Origin of the sequence: Novosphingobium sp. Leaf2, from assembly GCF_001421325.1 — a bacterium.
In the GTDB taxonomy this organism is placed as follows: Bacteria; Pseudomonadota; Alphaproteobacteria; order Sphingomonadales; family Sphingomonadaceae; genus Novosphingobium.
Genome location: NZ_LMJY01000006.1, coordinates 22976 through 46522, shown reverse-complemented (window position 1 = coordinate 46522; position 23547 = coordinate 22976). Strand labels below are relative to the sequence as shown.

19 protein-coding genes are annotated in these 23547 nt (G+C 63.2%); 13 read left to right on the top strand and 6 right to left on the bottom strand.

Annotated elements, in window-relative coordinates; translation table 11 throughout:
* Window positions 1-15: 15 nt before the first annotated feature.
* The 7 genes from ASE49_RS05725 (at window position 16) to ASE49_RS05695 (ending at window position 8455) form a co-directional block, all read left to right on the top strand.
* Window positions 16-1548 (top strand): type II and III secretion system protein family protein, encoded by a 1533-nt coding sequence (locus ASE49_RS05725; RefSeq protein WP_156370144.1) that lies wholly within the window; start codon window positions 16-18, stop codon window positions 1546-1548.
* An 11-nt stretch (window positions 1549-1559) separates the two neighbouring features.
* Window positions 1560-2213, top strand: a complete 654-nt coding sequence (locus ASE49_RS05720) for a CpaD family pilus assembly protein (RefSeq protein ID WP_056769241.1) — start codon at window positions 1560-1562, stop codon at window positions 2211-2213.
* 4 nt (window positions 2214-2217) lie between these two features.
* Window positions 2218-3492: a pilus assembly protein CpaE gene (locus tag ASE49_RS05715; protein WP_056769239.1), complete on the top strand. Its 1275-nt coding sequence runs from the start codon at window positions 2218-2220 to the stop codon at window positions 3490-3492.
* A 25-nt stretch (window positions 3493-3517) separates the two neighbouring features.
* A complete protein-coding gene (locus tag ASE49_RS05710) occupies window positions 3518-4489 on the top strand; it encodes a type II secretion system F family protein (RefSeq protein ID WP_056769236.1) in 972 nt (323 codons plus the stop codon).
* Between the two features lie 21 nt (window positions 4490-4510).
* Window positions 4511-5527 carry a type II secretion system F family protein gene (locus ASE49_RS05705; protein ID WP_056769234.1) on the top strand — a complete coding sequence of 339 codons (1017 nt, stop codon included), beginning with the start codon at window positions 4511-4513 and terminating at the stop codon, window positions 5525-5527.
* An 83-nt stretch (window positions 5528-5610) separates the two neighbouring features.
* On the top strand, window positions 5611-6597 hold the full coding sequence (locus ASE49_RS05700) for an aldo/keto reductase (RefSeq protein ID WP_056769232.1): 987 nt from the start codon (window positions 5611-5613) through the stop codon (window positions 6595-6597).
* 112 nt (window positions 6598-6709) lie between these two features.
* Entirely contained in the window at window positions 6710-8455 is a 1746-nt protein-coding gene (locus tag ASE49_RS05695; RefSeq protein WP_442945944.1) for a chloride channel protein, read from the top strand.
* Window positions 8456-8482: 27 nt separating this feature from the next.
* On the opposite strand, the gene ASE49_RS05690 is transcribed toward ASE49_RS05695, so the two are convergent.
* The 5 genes from ASE49_RS05690 to ASE49_RS05670 all read right to left on the bottom strand — a co-directional run bounded on the left by ASE49_RS05690 (window position 8483) and on the right by ASE49_RS05670 (window position 17214).
* Complete coding sequence (locus tag ASE49_RS05690) at window positions 8483-10387, bottom strand: CocE/NonD family hydrolase (protein WP_056769227.1); 1905 nt, start codon at window positions 10385-10387, stop codon at window positions 8483-8485.
* 64 nt (window positions 10388-10451) lie between these two features.
* Entirely contained in the window at window positions 10452-11438 is a 987-nt protein-coding gene (egtD, locus tag ASE49_RS05685) for an L-histidine N(alpha)-methyltransferase (protein WP_056769225.1), read from the bottom strand.
* A 4-nt stretch (window positions 11439-11442) separates the two neighbouring features.
* Complete coding sequence (gene egtB, locus ASE49_RS05680) at window positions 11443-12675, bottom strand: ergothioneine biosynthesis protein EgtB (protein WP_056769329.1); 1233 nt, start codon at window positions 12673-12675, stop codon at window positions 11443-11445.
* A 96-nt stretch (window positions 12676-12771) separates the two neighbouring features.
* Window positions 12772-14145 (bottom strand): class II 3-deoxy-7-phosphoheptulonate synthase, encoded by a 1374-nt coding sequence (locus ASE49_RS05675; RefSeq protein ID WP_056769222.1) that lies wholly within the window; start codon window positions 14143-14145, stop codon window positions 12772-12774.
* A 165-nt stretch (window positions 14146-14310) separates the two neighbouring features.
* The gene (locus ASE49_RS05670) at window positions 14311-17214 is read right to left on the bottom strand and encodes a M16 family metallopeptidase (protein ID WP_056769220.1); all 2904 of its coding nucleotides are present in this window, start codon (window positions 17212-17214) and stop codon (window positions 14311-14313) included.
* Window positions 17215-17330: 116 nt separating this feature from the next.
* On the opposite strand from ASE49_RS05670, the gene ASE49_RS05665 reads away from it, so the two are divergent.
* From ASE49_RS05665 to ASE49_RS05640, 6 genes are all read left to right on the top strand, one after another.
* A complete protein-coding gene (locus tag ASE49_RS05665) occupies window positions 17331-17906 on the top strand; it encodes a NifU family protein (protein ID WP_056769217.1) in 576 nt (191 codons plus the stop codon).
* Window positions 17907-17939: 33 nt separating this feature from the next.
* Window positions 17940-18596: a tRNA (adenosine(37)-N6)-threonylcarbamoyltransferase complex dimerization subunit type 1 TsaB gene (gene tsaB / locus ASE49_RS05660; protein WP_235522854.1), complete on the top strand. Its 657-nt coding sequence runs from the start codon at window positions 17940-17942 to the stop codon at window positions 18594-18596.
* Window positions 18593-19069: a GNAT family N-acetyltransferase gene (locus ASE49_RS05655; protein ID WP_056769215.1), complete on the top strand. Its 477-nt coding sequence runs from the start codon at window positions 18593-18595 to the stop codon at window positions 19067-19069. Before tsaB ends, ASE49_RS05655 begins: the two co-directional genes overlap by 4 nt.
* Window positions 19070-19214: 145 nt before the next feature.
* On the top strand, window positions 19215-19661 hold the full coding sequence (locus ASE49_RS05650; RefSeq protein WP_056769212.1) for a MucR family transcriptional regulator: 447 nt from the start codon (window positions 19215-19217) through the stop codon (window positions 19659-19661).
* Between the two features lie 115 nt (window positions 19662-19776).
* A complete protein-coding gene (locus ASE49_RS05645) occupies window positions 19777-20223 on the top strand; it encodes a Fur family transcriptional regulator (RefSeq protein WP_056769210.1) in 447 nt (148 codons plus the stop codon).
* Between the two features lie 83 nt (window positions 20224-20306).
* Window positions 20307-20990: a lysophospholipid acyltransferase family protein gene (locus ASE49_RS05640; protein ID WP_082456323.1), complete on the top strand. Its 684-nt coding sequence runs from the start codon at window positions 20307-20309 to the stop codon at window positions 20988-20990.
* 34 nt (window positions 20991-21024) lie between these two features.
* Here the strand turns inward: ASE49_RS05640 and ASE49_RS05635 are convergent, their stop codons facing one another.
* Window positions 21025-23460, bottom strand: coding sequence for a TonB-dependent receptor (locus ASE49_RS05635; protein ID WP_235522853.1), 2436 nt, complete (start codon window positions 23458-23460; stop codon window positions 21025-21027).
* Between the last annotated feature and the right edge of the window lie 87 nt (window positions 23461-23547).

The window sequence follows — 23547 nt, the reverse complement described above, 5'->3', positions numbered from 1 at the left end:
TTCGAGGGCACCCCGATGAAGCCTAGCCTTCTCATGTCCATGCTGACCGCCTGCGCGCTTTCCCCGCTGGCCATCGCCCTGCCGGCTTCGGCCGCAGGAACCCTGCCCGCTTCGGTGACACGGCCCACGCAGGACATCCAGCTGTCCATCGGCAACGGCCAGCTCATCAACGTGCCCGGCACCATGACGGACGTGTTCGTTTCCAACGACGCGGTGGCGGATGTTCAGGTAAAGACCGGCCACCAGTTCTACGTGTTCGGCAAAGCCGGCGGCACCACCACGGTGTATGCCAGCAATGCGGCGGGCGCGGTCGTCTGGTCCGGCACGGTGCGGGTTGGCTCCAACTTTGACAGCGTCGATTCGATGCTGCGCCTGGCGATGCCGGACGCGCAGATCGCGGTGTCCACGATGGGGTCGAACACGTTCCTGCTGACCGGCACCGTCAAGGCCCCGGAAGATGCGGCGGAGGCTGAACGTCTGGTGCAGGCCTATGCCGGCAAGGACGCCAACATCATCACCCGCCTGCGCCAGGCGACGCCGCTGCAGGTCAACCTGCAGGTGCGCATCGCCGAAGTAAGCCGCTCGCTGGTCAAGTCGCTCAGTTCCAAGCTGGCAACGCTGGATGGCACCGGCGGATTCAAGTTTGGCGTCGGGCAAGGCGGGGCGATCGGCACCGCATACAATCCGGGCCGCGCTTTGGGCGTGGGCACAGGCGCCGTGACGCAAACTTTCATCAACCCCGTGACCGGCGCAGTTACGACGGTGCCCGGTACCGACGTAACCGCCAGTTCCACCGGCACTACGCTCGGCTTTGCCGGCAAACTCCTGGGCCTCAACATCCTGGGTGCGCTTGATGCCGGTGAAACTGTCGGCCTCGTCAGCACGTTGGCGCAGCCAACGCTTACCGCGCTGTCCGGCGAAACTGCCGAGTTCCTGGCCGGCGGCGAGTTTCCCATTCCGTTGAGCCAGGGGCTTGGCGCGACGTCGGTGGATTACAAGAAATACGGCGTCAGCCTCAGCTATACGCCCACGGTGCTGTCCAATGGCCGCATCTCCATGCGCGTGCGCCCGGAAGTGTCCGAGCTTTCCAGCGAAGGCGCGGTCACGATCGGCGGCTTTTCGATCCCGGCGCTTACCGTGCGCCGCACCGAAACCACGGTGGAACTGGGTTCGGGGCAGAGCTTCATGATCGCCGGCCTGCTGAGCAACAACACGTCCAACGCCATCCAGAAGATGCCGGGCGCGGGCGACATTCCCATTTTGGGCTCGCTGTTCCGCTCCACCAGCTACAAGCGTGGGGAGACCGAACTGGTGATCATCGTGACGCCGTATCTGGTGCAGCCGGTCAACGCGTCCTCGCAGATCGCGCTGCCGACAGACGGCTTCAATTCGCCGAACGAACTGCAGCGCATTCTGGGCAACATGGACAGCGATGGCGTCAGCGGGGCCAAGCGCCCCGAGGCGATGCGCAGCACCACGCCGCCCATGCCCGGCCGGGGGACGACCGGCGCTGCCGATAGCGCCAAGCCCGGCTTCAGCCTGAAGTGAGAGAGGTGACCATGTTCAACCATAATCGCGGCCGCAAGGCCCTTGCCTCCACCGCCCTCACCGCCGGGCTGGCGCTTGCCCTGTCGGCATGCGGCGGCATTCCCACCAATCGCTCGATGTATTCGGTGCACCAGCCGGTAGTGGAAAAGGTGCAGTATGCGATGGACGTGACCACGTCCGGCAGCGGACTTGCCTATGGCGAGCAGTCCCGCCTCGCCGACTGGCTGGAAGCACTAAGGCCCAGGTATGGGGACAAGGTATATCTCGACGATCCCGCGTCCAGCCCCGCTACGCGCAGCGCGGTGGAGGCTGTGGCCGCACGTTATGGCGTGCTGCTGGGCGACGGCGTGCCCGAAACCGCCGACATGATCCCGGCCGGCACCGCGCGCATCATCATCTCACGCGCGAAAGCCAGCGTGCCGGGCTGCCCGGACTGGTCGGCCAAGAACGATTTCAATCCCAACAACGCCACGTCCAGCAACTACGGCTGCGCCGTGAACTCCAACCTTGCCGCAATGATGGCGAACCCGGAAGACCTGCTGCACGGCAACGACGATACCGGCAACACCGTGCGCACGTCCAACAAGGCGATCCAGGCGTGGCGCGAGGCGAGCCCGACCGGCAAGGGCAACATCGTTTCCGGCACCTCCACCAAGGGAAATTGACGCCATGAACGCTCCTTGGAAAACCGGCGGTCCCGGTGGCCGTGACCAGTTCGCCGCTTACATGTGCGACGACGCCTCGCTCGACGTGCTGCGCCCGCTGGCCATCGAAATGGGGCTGCAGCCGGAAAAGTGCTACAAGGGCGGCCTGCGCAACGCGGTCCAGTCGCTTTCCGTAGCGGCAAGTCCGAACATCCTGCTGGTGGACTTGTCCGAAAGCGGCGACCCGCTCAGCGACATCAACGCGCTGGCCGAAGTGTGCGAACCGGGCACGGTCGTCATCGCGGTGGGTCAGGTGAACGACGTGCGCCTTTACCGCGATCTCGTCGCCAGCGGCATCCACGATTACCTGCTGAAGCCCTTGTCCGTGGCCCAGGTGCGTGAAGCGCTGGCACAGGCCCAGGCGACGTTCGCCGCGCCGCGCGTGGCCGATGTCGCAGGCGGAAAAAGCCACATTTCCACCGCCGTGATCGGCACGCGCGGCGGCGTCGGTGCGTCCACGCTGGCAACCTCGCTCGCCTGGCTGTTCAGCGCCGACTACAAGCTGCCCACCGCCCTGCTTGATCTCGACATCCACTTCGGCACCGGCGCGCTGTGCCTCGATCTGGAGCCGGGACGCGGCTTGACCGACGCCATCGAGAACCCCAGCCGCATCGACGGCCTGTTTATCGAACGCGCCATGATCCGCGCGAACGACAATCTGGCAATCCTGTCCGCCGAAGCGCCGATCAACGGCCCGCTGCTGACAGACGGTTCCGCGTTCATGCAGCTTGCGGAGGAGTTTCGCCAGTCGTTCGAGATGACCGTGATCGACATGCCGCGAAACATGCTGATCAACTTCCCGCAGCTTGCAGTGGAGGCGAACGTGGCCGTGCTGGTCACCGAAATGACGCTGGCATCCGCGCGCGATACCATCCGCATGCTCTCCTGGTTCAAGGGCAACGCGCCGCGCACGCAAGTGATCGTGGTCGCCAACAAGGTCCAGACCGCGCTGGCCGAGATCAGCAAGGCGGACTTCGAAGCCTCAATCGAGACGAAGATCGACCTGTTGATCCCGTATGACCTCAAGGCGGCGTCGATGGCCGCCAAGCTGGGTCAGACCTTCGTCGATGCCAACCGTACGGCCAAATCCGGCGCGGTGATCCGCGAACTGGCAGGCATGATCGCCGAGGCCGGCGGTGCAAACCAAGTGACAGGCGCCAAGCCGTCGCTGCTGGGCAAGATCGACTTCAAGGCGATGATGCCCAAGGCCCGCAAGAAGAAGGCGCAGGCCGCAGTCTGATGCGCGCGCACGGGAAAGCAGGACGATGAACGTATTTCAGCTCATCATAATCGCCGCCGGACTTACCGGCGCGCTCCTGCTCGTGTGGGTGGCTATGTCGGGCCCATCGCCAGGCAAGGAATCCGCGCGGCGGCTCAAGTCCGTGCGCGTGCGCCACTCCGACAGCAGCGAGGACCGGCTCGAAGCGCAGATGCGCCGCGCGGTGGCGGCTCGCAAACCGAAAATCCACCAGATCGCCGGCTCCAGTTCGCGCGCCGAGGCGCTGGCCCTGCGGCTTGACCGATCGGGCTTACCGTGGACGATGTCGCAATACCTGTATGGCTCGATCGGCCTTGGCCTGCTGTTCGCGTTGCCGATCGTGCTCAAGACCGGGGCACTGTTCCTGGGCCTGGCATTCGGCATCTTCATCGGCGCCGGCCTGCCGCACATGGTGCTCAACCACTTCATCAAGCGGCGCACGACTGCGTTCACGGTCAAGTTTGCCGACGCCATCGACCTGCTAGTGCGCGGCCTGCGTTCGGGCCTGCCGGTGTCGGAAACGCTGACTATCGTATCGCAGGAAATTCCCGGCCCCGTGGGCGAGGAATTCAAGCTCGTCACCGACCGCATGAAGGTCGGCAAGTCGATGGAAGACGCGCTGCAGGAAACCGCAGACCGTCTGGGGATTGCCGAATTCAATTTCTTCACGATCACGCTGGCGATCCAGCGCGAAACCGGCGGAAACCTTGCCGAAACGCTGGCCAACTTGTCCGAAGTGCTGCGCAAGCGCGCGCAGATGAAGCTGAAGATCCGGGCGATGAGTTCGGAATCGAAGGCCTCTGCCTACATCGTCGGGTCGCTGCCGTTCATCGTCACGGTGATGATCTACTGGGTCAACCCCCACTACATCGGCCAGTTCATGGTGGATGAACGCCTGATGGTGGCCGGCATCGGCGGCGCCATCTGGATGGGCATCGGCGCCTTCATCATGGCCAAGATGGTCAGCTTCGAGATCTGAGCGCGGACCCAAGGAACAGACATGCTCAACCAACCTGCCGGTCCCACGCTCCTTGGCTTTGACGTCACGCTCGTCGGCACCCTGCTGTCGATCGTGGCCGCCGCCGCCGTGCTGCTTGCCATCTATTCGGCTGTCACGATCCGCGATCCCATGGCCAAGCGCGTCAAGGCGCTCAACCTGCGGCGCGAGGCGCTGAAGGCAGGCATCGTCACCACCGCCAAGAAGCGCCAGAGCCTGGTGCGCCGCAACGACACCACCGACCGGATGGGCGCGTTCCTGGGCAAGGCCCGGATGCTGCAGGACAGCCAGATCAAGGTCATCCAGCAGAAGCTGGCGCAGGCGGGCATCCGAAACAAGGAGTGGGCGGTCGCGGTCGTGCTCGCCCGCCTCGTCGCGCCGATCGTGCTGGGCGGGCTGGCCGCTCTGGTGATCTACGGCATCGACTATTTCCCCCAATGGTCCACTTTCAAGAAGTTCGCCGCCTTCGCGATCATGGTTCTGGCCGGATACAAGGGGCCGGACATCTATCTGCAAAACCTGGTGTCCAAGCGCACCGACCTTATCCGCAAGGGCCTGCCGGACGCGCTCGATCTGCTGGTCATCTGTGCGGAAGCGGGCCTGACGGTTGACGCCGCGTTCGAGCGCGTGTCGCGCGAACTGGGGCGCGCTTACCCCGAACTGGGAGACGAGTTTTCGATGACCTCGATCGAGCTGTCGTTCCTTACCGAGCGACGCGCTGCGTTCGAGAACCTGGCCTACCGGGTCAATCTGGACGCGGTGAAGGGCGTGGTCACCACCATGATCCAGACCGAACGCTACGGCACGCCGCTGGCATCCGCGCTGCGCGTGCTCTCGGCCGAATTTCGCAACGAGCGCATGATGCGCGCTGAGGAAAAGGCCGCGCGCCTGCCCGCGATCATGACCGTTCCGCTGATCCTGTTCATCCTGCCGACGCTGTTCGTGGTGATCCTGGGGCCGGCAGCCTGTTCGATCGGCGATGCGTTCTCGGGCGGTGACCCGCACGTGCCCAAGCATTGATCGGGTAACGGCAAGTCGCTTGACGGCCAACGCGCGATGGGCGAATTCGCGCCATCCTTGAACGGCATGATGGCTGAAAACCTATGACCACACGTATTCTTGCCGGGCGCAACGTCCGCCCGGTCGGCCTTGGCTGCATGAACATCGCGTGGGCCTATGGCGAGGCCCCCCCGCGCGAGGATGCGATCGCTCTGTTCCGCCATGCGCTCGACAGCGGCTGCGACCACTTCGACACCGCCAACATCTACGGCGGCGGCACGAGCGAGCAGATACTGGGCGAGGCGATCATGCATCGCCGGGACGAATTCCTGCTTGCCAGCAAAACGGGCATTCTGGTCGACGGCCCCCGGCGCGGCGTCGATTGTCACCCCAACAGCATTGCGGAATCGCTGGATGCCAGCCTCAAGCGCCTTGGCACCGACCATATCGACCTGTTCTACATGCACCGCTTCGACCCCAAAGTGCCGATCGCGGACAGCGTGGGCGCGATGGTGCGGGCGATCGAGGCAGGCAAGATCGGTAGCTACGGGGTGTCCGAATGGTCTGCCGCGCACATCCGCGAAGCCCATGGCGTGCATCCGATGGCTGCGGTGCAGACGGAATATTCGTTGTGGACCCGCAATGTCGAACTGGGCGTGCTGGACGCGACGCGGGAACTGGGCATCGCCTTTGTAGCATTTTCTCCCGTCGGGCGCGGCGCGCTGGCGGGCGAAGTGCGCGACCCCGCCTCGCTGGGCGAAAAGGACCTGCGCCGCATTATGCCGCGCTTCGACGCGGAGAACTGGCCGGACAATCTTGCGTTGCTCGATCGCTATTACGCCCTTGCTGCCGATGCTGGCGTAACCCCGGCGCAACTGGCGCTGGCCTGGGTGCTTGCACAGGCGCCCCATGTGCACGCGATCCCCGGCACCCGTTCGATCGCCCATTTCGACCAGAACCATGTGGCCAACGCGCTGGATCTGGATCCGGGTCTGCTGGAAAAGGCGGGCGCGCTCGTCAACCAGCAGAGCGTCAAAGGGCACCGCTATGCCGATGGCATGCGCCGCGCCATCGATACCGAGGATTACTGATCGGCCCAGCGCCTTTAGGATCTATGCCGTAAATCGACGGTCGTCCCATTGACTGCGCACGCCTGCGCTTGACTCCGAACACCACCCCGGCCCAATCGGCCAGATGCGACGGATGGCACCCTCTACGCTCAAGGCATTGGCCATCCGCCAGCGCCAAAGGCTGCGTGAAAGCGAAATGGCTTTCATCGTGCTGGCCCTTGTCGCCGGTCTGGCCGCAGGCTGGCTGACGAATATCCAGGGGTTCGTCGCGCACGCGATGCAGGGGCTGCTGTACGGCATAACCGACAACCGCCTCAGCGCCCTGGGCGAAATTCGCAATCCCTGGCGATTGCTGGCTCTGCCGTTCGGCGGGCTGCTGCTGGTGGGCATGGCGCATTTCCTGCGCCGCCGCCGCAGGCCGCCGATCGACGTGGTGGAAGCCAATGCGCTGCACAGCGGGCGTATCCCCTTCGTCGACAATCTCGTCATCTCGGCGCAAACCGTGATTTCCAACGGGGCTGGTGCATCGGTGGGGCTGGAGGCCGCCTATGCGCAGATGGGCGGCGGGTTCGCCTCAATACTGGGCCAGTGGTTCAAGCTGCGCCGCGCAGACATGCGTACACTGGTGGGCGCAGGCGCAGGCGCCGCTGTGGGCGCGGCGTTCGGCGCACCGCTTGCCGGCGCGTTCTATGCATTCGAAATCGTCATCGGCACGTATACCCCGGCCGCCATCGCTCCGGTCGTCGCCGCGTCGCTCGGCGCGGCCTTCATCACCCGCTCGTTGGGCGTGGAGCCCTACCTGATCGCCAGCAGCGCCAGCCATTCCATCTCCACCGGCGATTACTTCATCTACACCGTGCTGGGCCTTGTCTGCGCGCTGGTGGGCATCGCGCTGATGCGGCTGGTCACCTTCGCGGAGAGCCACGTCCAGAAGGCAAGGCGCATATCGCGCTGGAAGCCGGTGATCGGCGGTGTTCTGCTGATGCCGCTGGCTATGGTAACGCCGCAGACCCTGTCGGCGGGGCATGGCGCCATGCATCTCAACCTCGCGATGCAGCCCGCACTGCAGTTCCTGGCAACTGTGCTGGTGCTGAAGATCGTGGCCTCGGCCATTTCGCTGGCGTTCGGCTTTCGCGGCGGCCTGTTTTTCGCCTCCCTGTTCCTCGGCTCGACGGTGGGCCTCATCTTTGCCGGGCTGGTGGGCATGCTGCCGCTTGGCATCACCCTCAACATCAACGACGCGGCGCTCGTGGGGATGAGCGCGCTGGCCGTATCCGTGGTCGGCGGCCCGATGACGCTGGCTATGCTGGTGCTGGAAACCACCCACGATTTCACGCTGATGGGCGTGGTGCTGACCGCGTCGCTGGTTTCCAGCGCCCTGACGCGTGAGACGTTCGGGTATTCGTTCTCCACGTGGCGGCTGCACGTGCGCGGATCGATCATCCGCTCACCGCGCGATATCGGCTGGATGCTGACCCTTACCGCCGGGCGGATCATGCGCAAGGACTGGACCAGCGCCCCCGCCGCGCTGACGGTTGCCGACTTTCGCGCCCGGGTGCCCCTGGGCTCCACCAGCAAGGCGATCCTGCTGGACGAGGCCGGGCACTACGCCGGCATCGTGGCCACCGCCGCCGCCTGGAATCCGGAACTGGACCCGGACGAACCGATCGGCACCCTGGCAACGCTGGAGGACAATACCTTGTCACCCGTCAGCGACATCCGCGCCATGCTCAAGGCGTTCGATCTCGTCGCGGCAGACGAGTTGGCGGTGGTGGACGGCGTGGGCACGGTGGTGGGCGTGGTCACCGAACGCCACGCCCGCCGGCGCTACTTCGAGGAAATTGAATCCTCTCAGCGCGAACTGTTCGGCGAAAGCTGATCGCCGCCGGTAACGCCTCGTTGCGCGTTAATCCTGCGCAACGGGCAACCAGACCGCACTGGCCTCATCGCCGCCCCAGTGGATCGTCTCGGTGGCCTTCACGTAGTCGGAAGGCTTGGCGGTCATGATCGAGGGCACCCAGCTTTGCGGGTTGCGATCGTACAGCGGGAACAGGCTGGACTGCACCTGAACCATGATCTTGTGCCCCGGCAGGAACACGTGATCGACATTGGGCAACGACCATTTGAAGTCGTAGACCTTGCCTGGTTCCAGCGCCTGCGGCGTCGAGAAGCCGTTCACGTAGCGGCCCCGGAAGATCTCGATGCCGATGCCCAACTCATAGCCCGCCATCGTCGGATCGGCGGAGTTTTCCTGCGGGTAGACGTCGATCAGCTTGACCACGAAGTCGCTGTCGCGCCCGTTGGTGGCTGCGTGCAGATCGACCTTCGGCGCACCCTTGATGTGTACCGGCTTGTCCAGCACGCCGGTGGTGTAGCTCAGCACATCGGGACGGCCATCGACGAAGCGCTGGTCGTGCACCAGCCAGGTCTTCCACTCCTCGCCCTGCATGTGGATCGGGCGCGGCAGCATGGGCACCGGCTTGGCCGGATCGGACACGTAGCTGTCGCTGCCCGCCTGCCCCTTGGTCCACGACAAGCCCGCGTTAGCGCCCAGGTAAAGCGGCGTGTACGCACCGGCAGGCCATTGCTGCGATACCTCCCAGCCGCCCTTCCCGGTTGCATAAGTCAACACGGGCGGGGTGTTGCAGGCGGGCGGATTGGTCTTGAGGTGGCAATCGAAGAATGGCTTCATGTAGCGCGTGCGGAACTGCATGCCGGTATCGCCTTCCCACTTCAGCGGACCGAGTTCGCGCGCTTCGTAATTGACCTGGCTGTGCCGCCATGGCCCGATCACGAGGCTTACCATGTCGCTTGGCGTGCCGTTGGCCTTCAGCGCCTGATACACCGCAGGCGCGCCGTAGCTGTCCTCCTGATCCCATTGCCCGACGACGAGCATGGTCGGCACCGTCAGCTTGCGGGCGCCCAGCAGCTTGTCCACCGCCTGGCCCTGCCACCACGCATCGTAGGTGGGATGTTCCAGCACCTTGCGAACAACCGGCAGGTCGGTGAGGCCATAGGCCTTGGCATAATCCATGGCGGAACCGGCCTCTAGGTAGGCGGTATATTCATCGCCATTGCCCTTGGGCACGGACCCGCCGCCCTTCTTCACGGTCTGCCCCAGGTCATAGTCGAACCCGAAGGTGCGGAAGGCGCCGTTGTGGAACCAGTCGTCGCCCATCCAGCCATCAACCATCGGGCTTTGCGGCACGGCGGCCTTGAGCGCGGGATGCGGATCGATCAGCGCCATCAGTGATGTGAAGCCAAGGTACGACGAGCCGGTGATGCCGACCTCGCCGTTGCTTTCCTTGACGTTCTTCACCAGCCAGTCGATCGTATCGTAAGCATCGGTGGCGTGATCGACCTTGGTCTTGTTGAGCGGCCCGCGCAGCGGCCGGTTCATCACATAATCGCCTTCGGACCCATCGAGCCCGCGCACGTCCTGATATACCCGGATATAGCCGTCATTGACGAACTCGGCATCGGCGACCGGCAGGATCTCCTCGATCTTCTGGCTGCGGTTGCGGCTGCTGCTCTTGTCCGCATTGTACGGCGTACGGCTCAGCAGGATCGGCGCATCCGAAACGCCTTTGCGATAGATGATGACGGTGAACAGCTTGGTGCCATCGCGCATCGGGATCATCACCGTCTTGCGCACGAAATCGGCCTGAGGTCGCACCCAGTCGTACGACTTCACCTGCTCGTTCATCATAGTATCGGTGGAGGGGGCGCTGTCCTGCGCCAAGACCTGTCCCGCCGCGACGGCGAGTGCGAAAGCGAGCGTTGCGCTCGATGCCCGGAAAAAACGTGTCATGTGCCTATTGCTGCAGCGATGACACGAAGCCGTCAAGCGACGAAATAACAGAAAAATGCCGATGTCAGGCCGTCTGCTCGTCCCCCATGGCGCGGGCCAGGATCACCATGAACTTGTCGTCGGCGTCGCCGAAACCCTGAAGTGGCTCCCACCCGCCAGCCAGCAGCAATGTGTCGGCGCTGCGCGGGTCATACTTGTGGCTGTTTTCGGTATGGATCGTCTCGCCCCGCTTCATCGCGAAGGGCTGCCCGCAAACATCGAACGCGATATCGCGCGTTGCCGCGATGTGCATTTCGATCCGCGCGCGCTCATCGTTCCACACCGCCTTGTGCGCCAAGGCATCCAAAGGAATAGAGCCATCCAGTTCCGCGTTGATCCTGTTTGCCAGGTTGAGGTTGAAGGCTGCGGTGACGCCTTGCGCGTCGTCATAGGCTGCAACCAGCTCAACCTCGGCCTTGATCCTGTCAAACCCAATCAGCAGCAGGCTTCCACCGCCCAGCGTTTCGCGCATGGAGCGCAGCAGGTCGGTGGCAACCATCGGCTCCATGTTGCCGATCGTCGATCCGGGAAAAAAGCCCAGCCGGGGAAACGCGTTCAAGTCTGCCGGCAAAGCCACGGGCCGGGTGAAATCCGCCTCGACCGGGTGGATCGGCAGTTCGGGATAACGCGCGGCCAGCGCGTCGCACGACTCGTGCAGGAACGCACCGGAGATGTCGATGGGAACGTACCCGGCGGTCCAGATCGCATCGAGCAGCAGCGGTGTTTTCGTGGCGCTGCCCGCGCCAAACTCCACCACCACATGATGCTGCGCGCCGACCATCCGACCGATGCGCGTGGCGTGCGCCATCAGGATGCCGGTCTCCGTGCGCGTCGGGTAGTACTCGGGCAGGACCGTAATCGCTTCAAACAGTTCGCTGCCCCGATGATCGTAGAACCAGCGCGCGGGAATCGCCTTGCGCGGTTGCGACAGCCCGGTCAGCACATCGTGGCGAAATTGCGCCCGCAAAGTATCCCGGGACGTATCGATCAGGTCGCGAACGGCAGCCGCCATGGGTTCAGGCATCCTTTGCCAGACGAACGCCGGTAAACTGCCAGCGCTTTTCGGGAGGGAAGAAATTGCGGTACGTTGCGCGCGAATGACCGCGCGGCGTGGCGCAGCTGGCGCCCTTCAGGATGCACTGGCCGGACATGAACTTGCCGTTGTATTCGCCCACCGCCCCTTCCGCCGCGCGAAAGCGCGGATACGGCAGATAGGCAGACCGCGTCCATTGCCAGCAATCGCCGAACAATCCGGGCGCGCCCAAGGGGTGGACGCCGATGGCGCCGTCCAGCTGGTTGCCCAGCGCAGGATCGCTGCCGCTGGCGGCAACTTCCCACTCGAATTCCGTGGGCAATCGCGCCCCGGCCCAGGTCGCGTAGGCATCGGCTTCGAAGAACGATACGTGGGTGACGGGCGCGTCGGGATCGAGCGCTGCCATGCCGAACAAGGTGAACGCGGTATCATCTTCGCGCCAGTACAGCGGCGCGTCGATACCTTCCGCCTGTGCCCAAGCCCAGCCGTCCGACAGCCACAAGGCGGGATTGCGATACCCGCCGTCGGCCATAAACATCTGCCATTCGCGGTTGGCAACGAGACGATCGGCCAAGGCAAACGGCTCGATCATCACGCGGTGCGCCGGGCCTTCGTTGTCGAACGCGAACCCGGCCCCTTCGTGGCCGATGCGGGCGATGCCGCCGGGGTGGTCGGTCCACGTCATCGACCCGGCCACCGCGCGCGCATCGCCCTTGGGCGCATATGCAGGTAGCAGCGGGTTAAGCGACAACGCATGCTTGATGTCCGTCAGCAGCAATTCCTGGTGCTGCTGCTCATGATTGAGGCCAAGCGTGATCAGTTGAGCCAGTTCGGGCCGATCCAGCACATCTTCCAGATGACGATCGACATGCGCCCGGTACGCCAGTGCTTCATCGAGGGAGGGGCGGGACAGCATGCCGCGCATAGGCCGGGCGTGCCGGGGGCCTTCGGCTTCGTAATAGGAATTGAACAGGAACGGCCAGCGCTCGTCGAACAGCTGGTAACCGGGCAGATCGCGCAGAATGAAGGTTTCGAAAAACCATGTCGTATGCGCTATATGCCACTTGGCCGGCGACGCATCGGGCATCGACTGGATAGTTGCGTCCGCATCCGAAAGTGGCGCGGCAAGCTCAGCACTGAGGCTGCGAACGGAGCGAAACCGCTCCACCGCCGATGAAGCATGCCATGACGGCTGACGGCTGGTAGCGGATTCCATCACGACCAAACCAACGAAGCGGGCGCAGGATGCACCGGGAAGCAAATAATCCCCGCGTCAGGCAGAGCCCGGGCGCGGGGATTGATACAGGTTAGCTCAGGCCGCTTGGCGCCGCCCTTCGGTGGCTTCCAGGTTCAGCAAGTCTGCCATTTCGAACGCCAACTCGATTGACTGCGCGCCGTTCAGGCGGGGATCGCAGTGGGTGTGGTAGCGATCCGCAAGTGCCTGATCGGTGATGGCGATGGCGCCGCCGGTGCACTCAGTCACGTCCTGGCCGGTCATCTCGATGTGGATACCGCCGGCATGCGTGCCTTCCGCGCGGTGCACCGCGAAGAAGCCGCGCACTTCGGACAGGATGCGATCGAAGGGCCGCGTCTTGTACCCGCTGTCGGACTTGATGACATTGCCGTGCATCGGGTCGCACGACCATACCACCGGGTGCCCTTCGCGCTTCACCGCTCGCACCAGCTTGGGCAGGCCGGCTTCCACCTTGTCATGGCCATAGCGGCTGATCAGTGTGATCCGGCCCGGCTCGCGGCCGGGGTTGAGCGTATCGAGCATGCGCAGCAGCGCGTCCGGCTCAAGGCTGGGACCGCACTTCATGCCTACGGGATTGCCCACCCCGCGCAGGAATTCGACATGCGCGGACCCTTCGAAGCGGGTGCGATCGCCGATCCACAGCATGTGCGCGGAACAATCGTACCAGTCCCCGGTCAGCGAATCACGGCGGGTCAGCGCCTGCTCGTACGGCAGCAGTAGCGCTTCGTGGCTGGTGTAGAATTCCGTGCCCTGCAACTGCGGAACGGAGGTGGGGTCGACTCCGCACGCCGCCATGAAGTCCAGCGCCTCGCCGATACGGTCGGCCATCTGCGCGAACTTTTCGCCCCAAGGGCTGCGGTCGATATGTTCCAGCGTCCACTGGTGGACCTGACGCAGGTTCGCATAGCCGCCATGCGCGAACGCGCGTAGCAGGTTCAGCGTGGCGGAAGACTGGCCGTATGCCTTGAGCATCCGCTCCGGATCGTTGCGACGCGCCTCGGCGTTGCCTTCGATACCGTTGATGATGTCCCCGAAGTAGCTGGGCATTTCCACCCCGCCGATCGTTTCGGTGGGCGCGGAGCGCGGCTTGGCGAACTGGCCGGCCATGCGGCCCAGCTTTACCACCGGCTGCTTGCTGGCGAACGTGAGTACGACGGCCATCTGCAGCAGCACGCGAAAGCTGTCGCGGATGTTGTCGGCGCTGAATTCGGCAAAACTTTCCGCACAGTCTCCGCCCTGCAGCAGGAAACCGCGACCAGCGGCCACTTCCGCAAGGTCGGCCTTGAGCGCGCGGGCTTCACCGGCAAAGACGAGCGGCGGGTACTTTGCCAGCGTGGCCTCGACCGCGCCCAGCTTAGCCTCGTCGCCATAAACCGGCAGATGGCGCGCCTCGTGCGCTTTCCAGCTTTCCGGTGTCCAGTTACTCGCCACGTCACATACTCCCGATGCTACGGACACAATGCCCGCAACCTGCCGCAATCGCGGACAAGAGGCGCCCCTTACCCGCTACGGGCAATTTATGCAAAGTGGCTTTGCCCGATCAGCGTGATCGGTTGCGCAAAGCGTGCCCTGTAGCGCGCCGCCGTTAGCGGCGCGTCACTTGGCCTTGCCTTCCGGCATCACTTCGAGCCGCCAAGAATTGTCCTTGCCCAGATACCGCGCCGCCAAGGCCTGCATCGCCTGCGGGGTGGTGACAGTATAGTCCCCCAGCACCGTGCGCACAGTGCCGATGCGCGAGGGATCGCTGGTCGCACCTTCCAGCTGGCTCATGAAGAAGGCCGTGCTGGACGCGGCGCGGGTGACCTGCTGGCGCAATGGTTCAGTGACAAGCGCCAGCTCGTCCGTGGTGGGCGGGCGGGCGATGAGATCCTGTGCGATTTCGTCAGCGGTCTGGAAGAACACGTTGACGGACTTGGGATCGACTTGCGCCACCGCCGTAATCGCACCGCCGGCGGACAGATCGACCGGCCAGGTGGAATAGACGTACGGCGCATACGACACGCCCAGCTTTTCACGCACTGCGGCCATCAGCCGGTTGGTGAAGATCTGCGTCAGGATTTCCAGCTGGCGCGATTCGCGGATACCCATCGCACCGCCCCCGGTAGGCCAGGAAATGACCGCCGCCGCCTGATCGGGATCGCCATGATGGACCAGCACGATCGGCTTGTCCGAAGGCTTGGGCACATCCATCTTCGCCATCGCACCGCTGACCGGCGCGGGCTGCCTCGCCTTGAGTGCGCCAAACGTCTTCTCCAGATCGGCGATCGCGGCTGCCTTGTCGAAGTCTCCGAATATCTGGACTTCGACCGGCCCTTCCTTGAGCGCCTCGCTCCATACGCGCTTGAAGCCTTCGGGCGTCGTCGCCTCGATCTGTGCCGGCGTCGGGGTGGCGAAGCGCGGATCCTGCCCGCGCTGATAGAACTGCAGATCGCGCGTCAGCACGCCTTGGGGCGAGGTGGCGAACGTCGTGTACTGGATCTTCGCCGCCTCCTTGGCGCGAATGAACGGCGCCACGTCCCAGCGCGGCATGTTGAGCTTGGCGGCGAACAGGTACAGCTGATCAGCGAGATCCTGCGGTCGGGTTTCGGCGGACAATTCGAATGCGGCGTCCTTCACGTCGAAATCGAAGCCCATCTTGCGGCCAGTGGAAATCCGGTCAAGATCCTCCTGCCCCAGAGGGCCGACGCCCGACCCGACCAACGCAAAGTTGCCCAGCGAGATATACGGCGCGTCCTTAGGGTCGAACGAACGATACCCCCCGCCGAAGCGGACCTTGACCATGACGCGGCCCGGCTCTTCGGCCACTGGCCACAGCATAACTTTGACGCCGTTGGCAAACGTCAGCTGTTCGATTTCGAGCAGGCCGGTGGGCGCATCGGTAACCGGCTTTTGTGGCGCGCCGATCGGCGGCAACGTTGCGAACGAAACCGGTGGGAGTGTGGCCTGCTGCGCTCCGGCGTCCGCCTTGACCGGCTTCATGAGCGCGTCACGCAGTTCCTTATCCGTGGCGACGCCCGGCTTCTGCACGGTGAACAAGGCGCGAGTTACAGTGCCGGTAAACAACTGGCGGGTGTGCTTCAGCACCGCGTCAGGCGTGAACAAGAGTTTGGAGCGCTGGAAGATGCCCAGCACGTCATTGGGCGCCGCAACCGTCTCGCGGATATCAAGCGCGTTGACGAGGTCGTCGGCGATCTTGCCGCCAGGGGCAATGCGCTGCTGTTCGACCGGAACCTGGAAAGACACTTCCATTTCCGCAACCTCGCGGTCAATCTCCGCCTGCGTCGGCGGACGGGTCAGCGCCTCGGCGATCACGCCGCGCACATCGCGCAGGGCCGCTTCCCAATTGTCGCCAAGTGGCGTAACCGAAACGAACGTCGCGTCAGCGGAGCGGGACACGTCCTGTTGGTTGACCGAGGCTGACAGGAAACTGCCGCCTGCCCGCGCCTTGGATTCCAGCCGGCGATTGATGATCGCCTGCGCCAGCGAATCGGTCATCAGGCCTTGGTTGTAAGCGATATTGTCGGTCACCTGACGCCAGGGCCGCAGCACGGCATACATCAGCGACGGCGGGAGATCGGGCTCGACCAGCACGCGCGTTTCGCCAACCGGGTTCCTGGCGTCCGTTCCCGCCGGGGCCACCGGATCGCCAAAGCTGGGTGCAGAGGCCTTTGCCCCCTTGGCCCGCCAGTCGCCGAACCACTTCTTCACGTAGGATTCCAGCATCGCCGGATCGGCGTCACCCGCCACGATCACCGCCACATTATCGGGCCGATACCAGCGCGAATAGAACGCGCGCACGCTTTCGGGCGTGGCGGACGTGAGCGATTGCATGGTGCCGATCGGCTCACGATCCGCCAGGCGCTGGCCGGCGTACAGCACCTTTTGCATGGCATCCGAAACGCGCTTCGATGCGCCGCCCCGTTCGCGCATTTCGGACAGCACGATCGGCAGGTCCTGTTTCAGGTTGGACGCGGACAACGTGGGCGCGGTGACCATGCCGCTCATCAGCTTGAACGTCTCGTCCAGCGAAGCCGCCGTGGCATTGGGCAGATCGAGCTTGAACACCGTCTGGGTGGTGGAAGTGACAGCGTTTGTATCGCTGCCGAACGTGGCACCCAACCGCTGGAATGCGGCGATAGCGGTACCTTCGGGGAGGTATTTGGACTGGCGGAACAGCATATGCTCCAGCAAGTGCGCGTACCCACGCTCCGCATCGGTTTCGTACAGCGAGCCGGCATCCACGCGAATGCGGATCGAAACCTGACCCGGCGGGACGCCGTTCTTGCGCACCGCATATTTCAGGCCATTAGGCAGTTCGCCGAAATGCCATTCAGGATCGTGGGGAATGTCGCTGCCGCGATACAGCCAGGCATCGGACTGGCCGATAGCAGGCGTGGCCGCCGGAGCCGAAGCCTCCTTGGCGAGCACTGACGGAATCGGAGCCTGGGCAAGAAGAAGCAGGCAGGCGAGCGAGCGAGCGGCGCGCGGAGAAGGTGTCATCCCGACCGATATAGGGGCTGCATAGCTTAAGGGCCAGTGAATAGCGCCGATTTACGGCGCAGTCTGCCGCACCTGCTCTTGACCCTCGGGCCACTTCACCTAAATCGGAAGTCATCATGTTTATCGAAACCGAAACCACGCCCAACCCCGCAACGATCAAGTTTCTGCCGGGCAGGCAGGTGATGCCTGCCGGCACGCGCGAATTTACTTCGCCCGAAGATGCGCAGGCTTCCCCGCTTGCCGAAGCGTTGTTCGATCTGGGCGATGTGACCGGCGTGTTTTTCGGCAGCGATTTTGTATCGGTCACCGCTGCGCCTGGCGTGGAATGGCACGCATTGCGCCCGCAAGTGGTCTCCATCCTTTTAGACCATTTCGTGTCGGAAGCACCGCTGTTTGCAGGGGGCGATGCCAGCGGCTTTTCCGTCCCGGCCGAGGACGAGGATTTCGGCGACGATCCGGCGGATGCGGATATCGTGGCGCAGATCAAGGATCTTATCGAAAGCCGGGTCCGCCCGGCCGTGGCCAATGATGGCGGCGACATCGTCTATCGCGGGTTTCGCGAGGGCATAGTCTACCTCTCCATGCAGGGCGCATGTTCGGGTTGCCCCAGTTCCAGCGCCACGCTCAAGCACGGCATCGAAAGCCTGCTTAAGCACTACGTTCCCGAAGTGAGCGAAGTGCGCGCGGCGTGACACGATCCTGACGCCTGCGATCGGACCCAGGCTGTGACGCCCGACACGCTGCAGGCACCTTCGTTTTCAGACCGAACTCTCGTGATCGACAGCGCTACCGGTGCGTGTTCGGTTGCGCTGTTTTCCGACGATTTGCTGGTGGACGGCGATTTCCGAATGCTCGGCCGGGGCCACGCGGAAGCGCTGGTGCCGATGATCGCCCGGCTGCCGGATCGCGGACGCGCGGCGCGCATTGCGGTGGCTCTTGGCCCCGGCAGCTTCACCGGCGTGCGCGTCGGCCTTGCCGCCGCCCGGGCCCTCGCCCTCGCCTGGGGCTCCGAATTGGTAGGCTATCCAACGCTGTCGCTGATCGCCGCCATCGCCCTTCACAGCGAAGGCGCGGGGGATCTGGCCGTGGCGACCACGGGCGGACATGGCGAATGGTTCGTCCAGGGCTTTGATGCCGGCGGCGCCCCTTCCCGGCCCCTCGCATCCTTGCGACCGGACACAGCCGCCGAAACTACAACCGAACAGCTTGTCGTCGGAGACCAGGCCAAGGCGCTGGTTGGAGCCCGTAAGTGCGGGCGCGCCGCAGCGATCTGGCCCGATGCACGCGCGTTTCTTCATCTATCGCGCGATGCACTGATGACGCAGGCTCAACCGCTTTATGGCCGCGCGCCCGATGCCAAGTTACCGGCGGTACAGGCATGATAGACGACGTGGACCGGATCATGGCCGTCATGGCGACCGCGTTTGACCCTGCCTATGGCGAGGCATGGAGCCGCAAACAGGTCGAAGACGCGCTTGCTTTTGGGAATTGCCATTATGCCCTGCTGGACCGGGACGGCCACAAGCCTGCTGATGAAGACATGGCAGCGGCGTTCTTCCTGTCTCGCACAGGTTACGAAGAAGAGGAACTGCTCCTGCTAGGCGTAGACCCGCAATTAAGGCGGCGGGGGCTGGCGCGGTCCTTGCTCGACGTCCTGCGCCAGGATGCGGTCGGGCGCGGCGCGCGTCGTCTGCTTCTTGAGATGCGGCGCGGTAACACAGCTGAAATACTTTACCGAAATTTCGGGTTTTATTCAATTGGTGAGCGCATAGACTATTACCGCACCCCTGGTGGTGAACGATTGGACGCCCTGACGTTCGCCTGCGATATTTCCCCTGAATTGATTCAGGGTTGAACCTCACTTCCAAAACAACAAGATATTTTTGTTATGTTCATAATTTAACTTGCACGTGCGTGTAAATTGAGCCACTAGGCCGCGCACGCACTTTAACAAGTGCGAAGCTCATTAAAGAATACGGTCGCACCGAAGGATTATACACATGGATACTATCCAGAACGACATGAACGAGACGTTGATCACGCTCACGTCCGATATCGTCGCCGCCCATGTCAGCAACAACAATGTTGCGGTGGAAGACATCTCGACGCTGATCTCAAACGTCTATGCGGCGCTTGTCGGTCTGGGTGAGCCGGTCGTCGTTGTCGAAGAAAAGCCTGAGCCCGCCGTTTCGGTACGGTCCTCGGTAAAGCCTGACTACATTGTCTGCCTTGAAGACGGCAAGAAGCTCAAGATGCTCAAGCGTCACCTGATGACTCACTACAACATGACCCCGGACGATTATCGCGCGCGCTGGAACCTGCCGGCCGATTATCCGATGGTCGCACCCAATTACGCCGAAAAGCGCCGCGAACTGGCCAAGAAGATCGGCCTGGGTCGCAAGACCACTACGCGCCGTGGCCGCAAGCCCAAGCCTGTCGCAGCCTGACTATAAAGATGGGTGGCCGTGCGCCTGTGCGCGCCGCCGCCCATCCGGGTTGTGGTTAAGGGCAGACCGTCCTATCTGAAGGGTCTGCCTTCCCACCCATAACGACAGGTCCGACGTGAGCCAGCCCATCGACATCGAAGCCCTCTGCGCCGAACGGGGCCTGCGCATCACCGAACAGCGCCGGGTGATCGCCAAAGTTTTGTCGGCAAGCACCGACCACCCTGATGTCGAAAAATTGCATGCGCGGGCAACGGCGATCGATCCGGGCATTTCGATCGCCACGGTTTACCGTACCGTGCGGCTGTTCGAAGAAGCCGGCATCCTCGATCGGCATGATTTCGGCGATGGCCGGGCACGGTATGAAGCCGCACCGGAAGCGCATCACGATCACATGATCGACGTCGAATCGGGACAGGTTCTGGAATTCGTGGATCCTGAACTGGAAGCCCTGCAGCGCCAGATTGCCGAGCGCCTGGGCTTTCGCCTCGTTGACCATCGCATGGAACTGTTCGGCGTAAAGCTTGAGCGCGACGACGGAGACCTTGCCGTCTCACGCAAGTGAACCCAGCGCCCCCCGCGCATCGGCCTTTTCGCGGCGGCATACCGTGGTGGGGCTGGCCCCTGATCATCACGCGGCTTTTGGCGATGCTGGCGGCGCTCGTGCTGGGTGTGATATTCTACTACACGCTGGCACCGTTCATCCGGCCTAATCCTGTACCACCCCGGTTTTTGGCAAGCACAGGTGCAATCGCCGGGCTGCGGGTACAAGTGCGCGGCACGCCTTGCCCGGGGCGCGCGTTCTTTCTGGCCAACCATGTCAGTTGGCTCGATATCCTTGCCATCGCAGGTACCACCGGCAGCGCATTCGTCGCGCATGACGGTTTGGCCGGGATCGGCCCGTTGCGCTGGCTGTGCGACATGAACGGTACCGTGTTCGTTGCCCGTCACGATCGGCGCAGCATCGCGGAGCAGGTCGAGGCCGTCCGCCGTTCAATGGATGACGACCGGGCCCTTACGATCTTTCCGGAAGGTACGACCTCCGACGGCACCGGAACGCTGCCGTTCAAGTCCTCCCTACTATCCGCGCTGACGAACTACCGCGATGTTCCGATCCAGCCGATCCGCCTGGATTACGGCAAGGACACGCAAGAAATAGCGTGGGCCGGCGAAGAGAGCGGGTTGAAAAACGCCTTTCGCATACTGGCGCGCCTGCGCCCCGTGCGGCTGACCGTCCACTTTCTTGCGCCACTGTCCGGCGACGCGCTGGCAGACCGCAAGCGCATGGCGGCAGCGGCACGCGCGGCGATCGACATCACCGCGCCGCGCTGAGGTACTGCTGCCCTGTGCGCGTGCCGTGCCTGGGTCAGAACTTGTAGCCCACCGAAAGGATCGCCTGGCGTGGGGGGATATACGTGTCGGAAATCTGGGCGCTGCCATACGGGTCGGTAAAGCGCTGGTTGATGCCATCGACGTTGAACAGGTTGGTTACCGTTGCCGATATGCTGATCCCGGTATCGGCGAACGCATAGCCCGCGAACAGATTAACCTGCGAATACGCCGGTGTGCGATCCTGTGCGCCGTTGCTGAACAGCCGCGAATTGAATTTGCCCCGATAGATGTATTGCGCGCGCGCTGTAAATTCGCCGGGCCCGACCTCTCCGGTCCACGAAACCGCCGTGGAGCCCTGCACCGCTGGCATCTTGGGCACTTTGTTGCCGTTGATGTTCTTGCGGGCTGCTTCACGTGCCAGCGAAGCGGCGTAGAAGTTGCCGTAGAAATTACCTACGCCTGCATAGCCTGCTGCAATTTGCGCGTTAGTGGCCGCTGTGGAATCCAAAGCATAGTAGTCCGAAGTAAACTCGCCGTGCAGTAGCGACAAGGAGCCTTCCAGACGCAGATGCGATGTGGCGCGCCAGTCCGTCTCCAGCTCAGCACCATATATCTCGGCCTTGGGGGCGTTACCGATCCCTTTTGCAAACAGGATCGCATCTTCCTCGATGTACTGCATGTTCTTGTAAAAATAATAGAACGCTGATGCATTGATCTGCAACGTATCCCCGAAAAATCGGTTCTTCGACCCGATTTCAAAAGCATCGACAGTTTCAGGCTTGAAGGTGGGCCGCACGCCATCCTGCCAGCCGAATACCGTGTAGGAACTGTTGCCTTGCGCTGCCGAACTGTTGATGCCTCCCGGCTTGAAGCCGCGCGTGTAGCTGGCATAAACCATGTTCCGGGGCGTCAGCTGATAATCCAGGGCGAACTTGCCGGTCAGCTTGTTGGTGCTCGTACCCAGCCCGAGCTTGGGCTGCAGATAAGCGCCATAAGTGTTCGCGCTTGCCCCGCCCGACAGACTGTCGCTGGTACCAGTATACTTGTCATGATTATAGCGCAGGCCAGCGGTAACCGTAAAGGCGTCAGTCAATGCATAACTGCCTTGCGCATACCCCGCATAAGCCTCGCGCGTGATGCTGGATAATTCGGCGTATGTCAGCGCGGCGACTTGCGGATTATTGTAAGCGGTGTTCACACTCAGTGGCGCTGCCAGCGGGTCGCCATCCGCAGAACGGTATTCGTTGATGTAATTGACGTTCTTGGAATGCAGGTACACCCCACCAACGATCCAGCGAAACGGGCCGTTGCTATCGGACGCAAGGTTGTATTCCTGCGTCCATGACGTGGTGTGCTGTTCCCACAGCGCCACGTGATCGTATCGCACGCCCGTGCCCGGCTGCTGCGCGTCTGTCAGCGCGAAGAACAGATCCTCGTTCAGCCCGTCCGCATCCCAGGACAGCTTGCTATGCAACTTCTGATAGCTGGTGATCGAACTGAACACGGCGCCGCCCATATCGAATTTGACCAACCCGTAATACAGCTGCGTGCGGATATACGTTTTGCCGGGGAAGTCCTGCGTCAGTTTGCGCGGATCGGGGTTGGGATCAAGGATGTTCTTCTGCGCGGCCGCGTTGTTGTCGCCCTTATACTGGATCGTGCTCAGCAGTACGGAAACACGGTCATTTGGCGTCCATTTGACGGCCAGCTTGCCGCCCCATTCATCCGCATCGTCCAGTTGGTAATCGGGCTCACCGGCAACGTCCGTCGCCTTGGCGTAGCCATCGTGGCGAAGGAGGGTTCCCGCTGCGCGCACCGCCAGCGTATCTGTGATGGGTATGTTGATCGCCGCATCGGCTTTCAACAGGTTGTAGTTGCCGTAGCCCACGTTGGCCGAGCCAGACAGCGCGCTGGCATCCGGCTGCTTGGACACCACGTTGATGGTGCCGCCGGTAGACCCCTGCCCGTACATCGTGCCTTGCGGCCCGCGCAGTACTTCGACTTGCGCGACATCGATGAATGCCGCGTTCGCCGCGATGGAGTTGAAGATGTATACACCGTCGACATGGAACGAAACGCCAGGCTGTGTCGAGGTGTTCTCCGGCGTTTCCGACCCGATGCCACGGATCGATATAGCGCGCTCGCCACCGCCGCTCTTGGCGACGACAAGGCCTGGCACTGTCCCGTTAAGACCGGTGATTTCGGTGATATTGGCCTTGGCGAGCGTCTCGTCGGTAATGGCGGTTACCGAAAGTGTTGCCTTCTGGAGCGTTACGTTGGTGCGCTCGGCTGAAACGACGATCTCGCCGATGGGTTCGCCGCCGTCCACTGCATTGGCACTCGCGTCGGCTGTGGCCGCTGCCGGGCTGGCTGCAGAAGCATCTGCCGCCCGCGCATTGATCGGGCTGGTCGCAACCAGCAGGGCCAGCATGGACGCACCCGTCATTTGTGCAAATCGAGCTTCCGTCATTACAATAACCCCCATCGTTCGCCACCGCGCCACACAGTGCACGTGCGCTTTCACCTCGCCTCTTGCCGCTTATCCTCTCGAAGACGT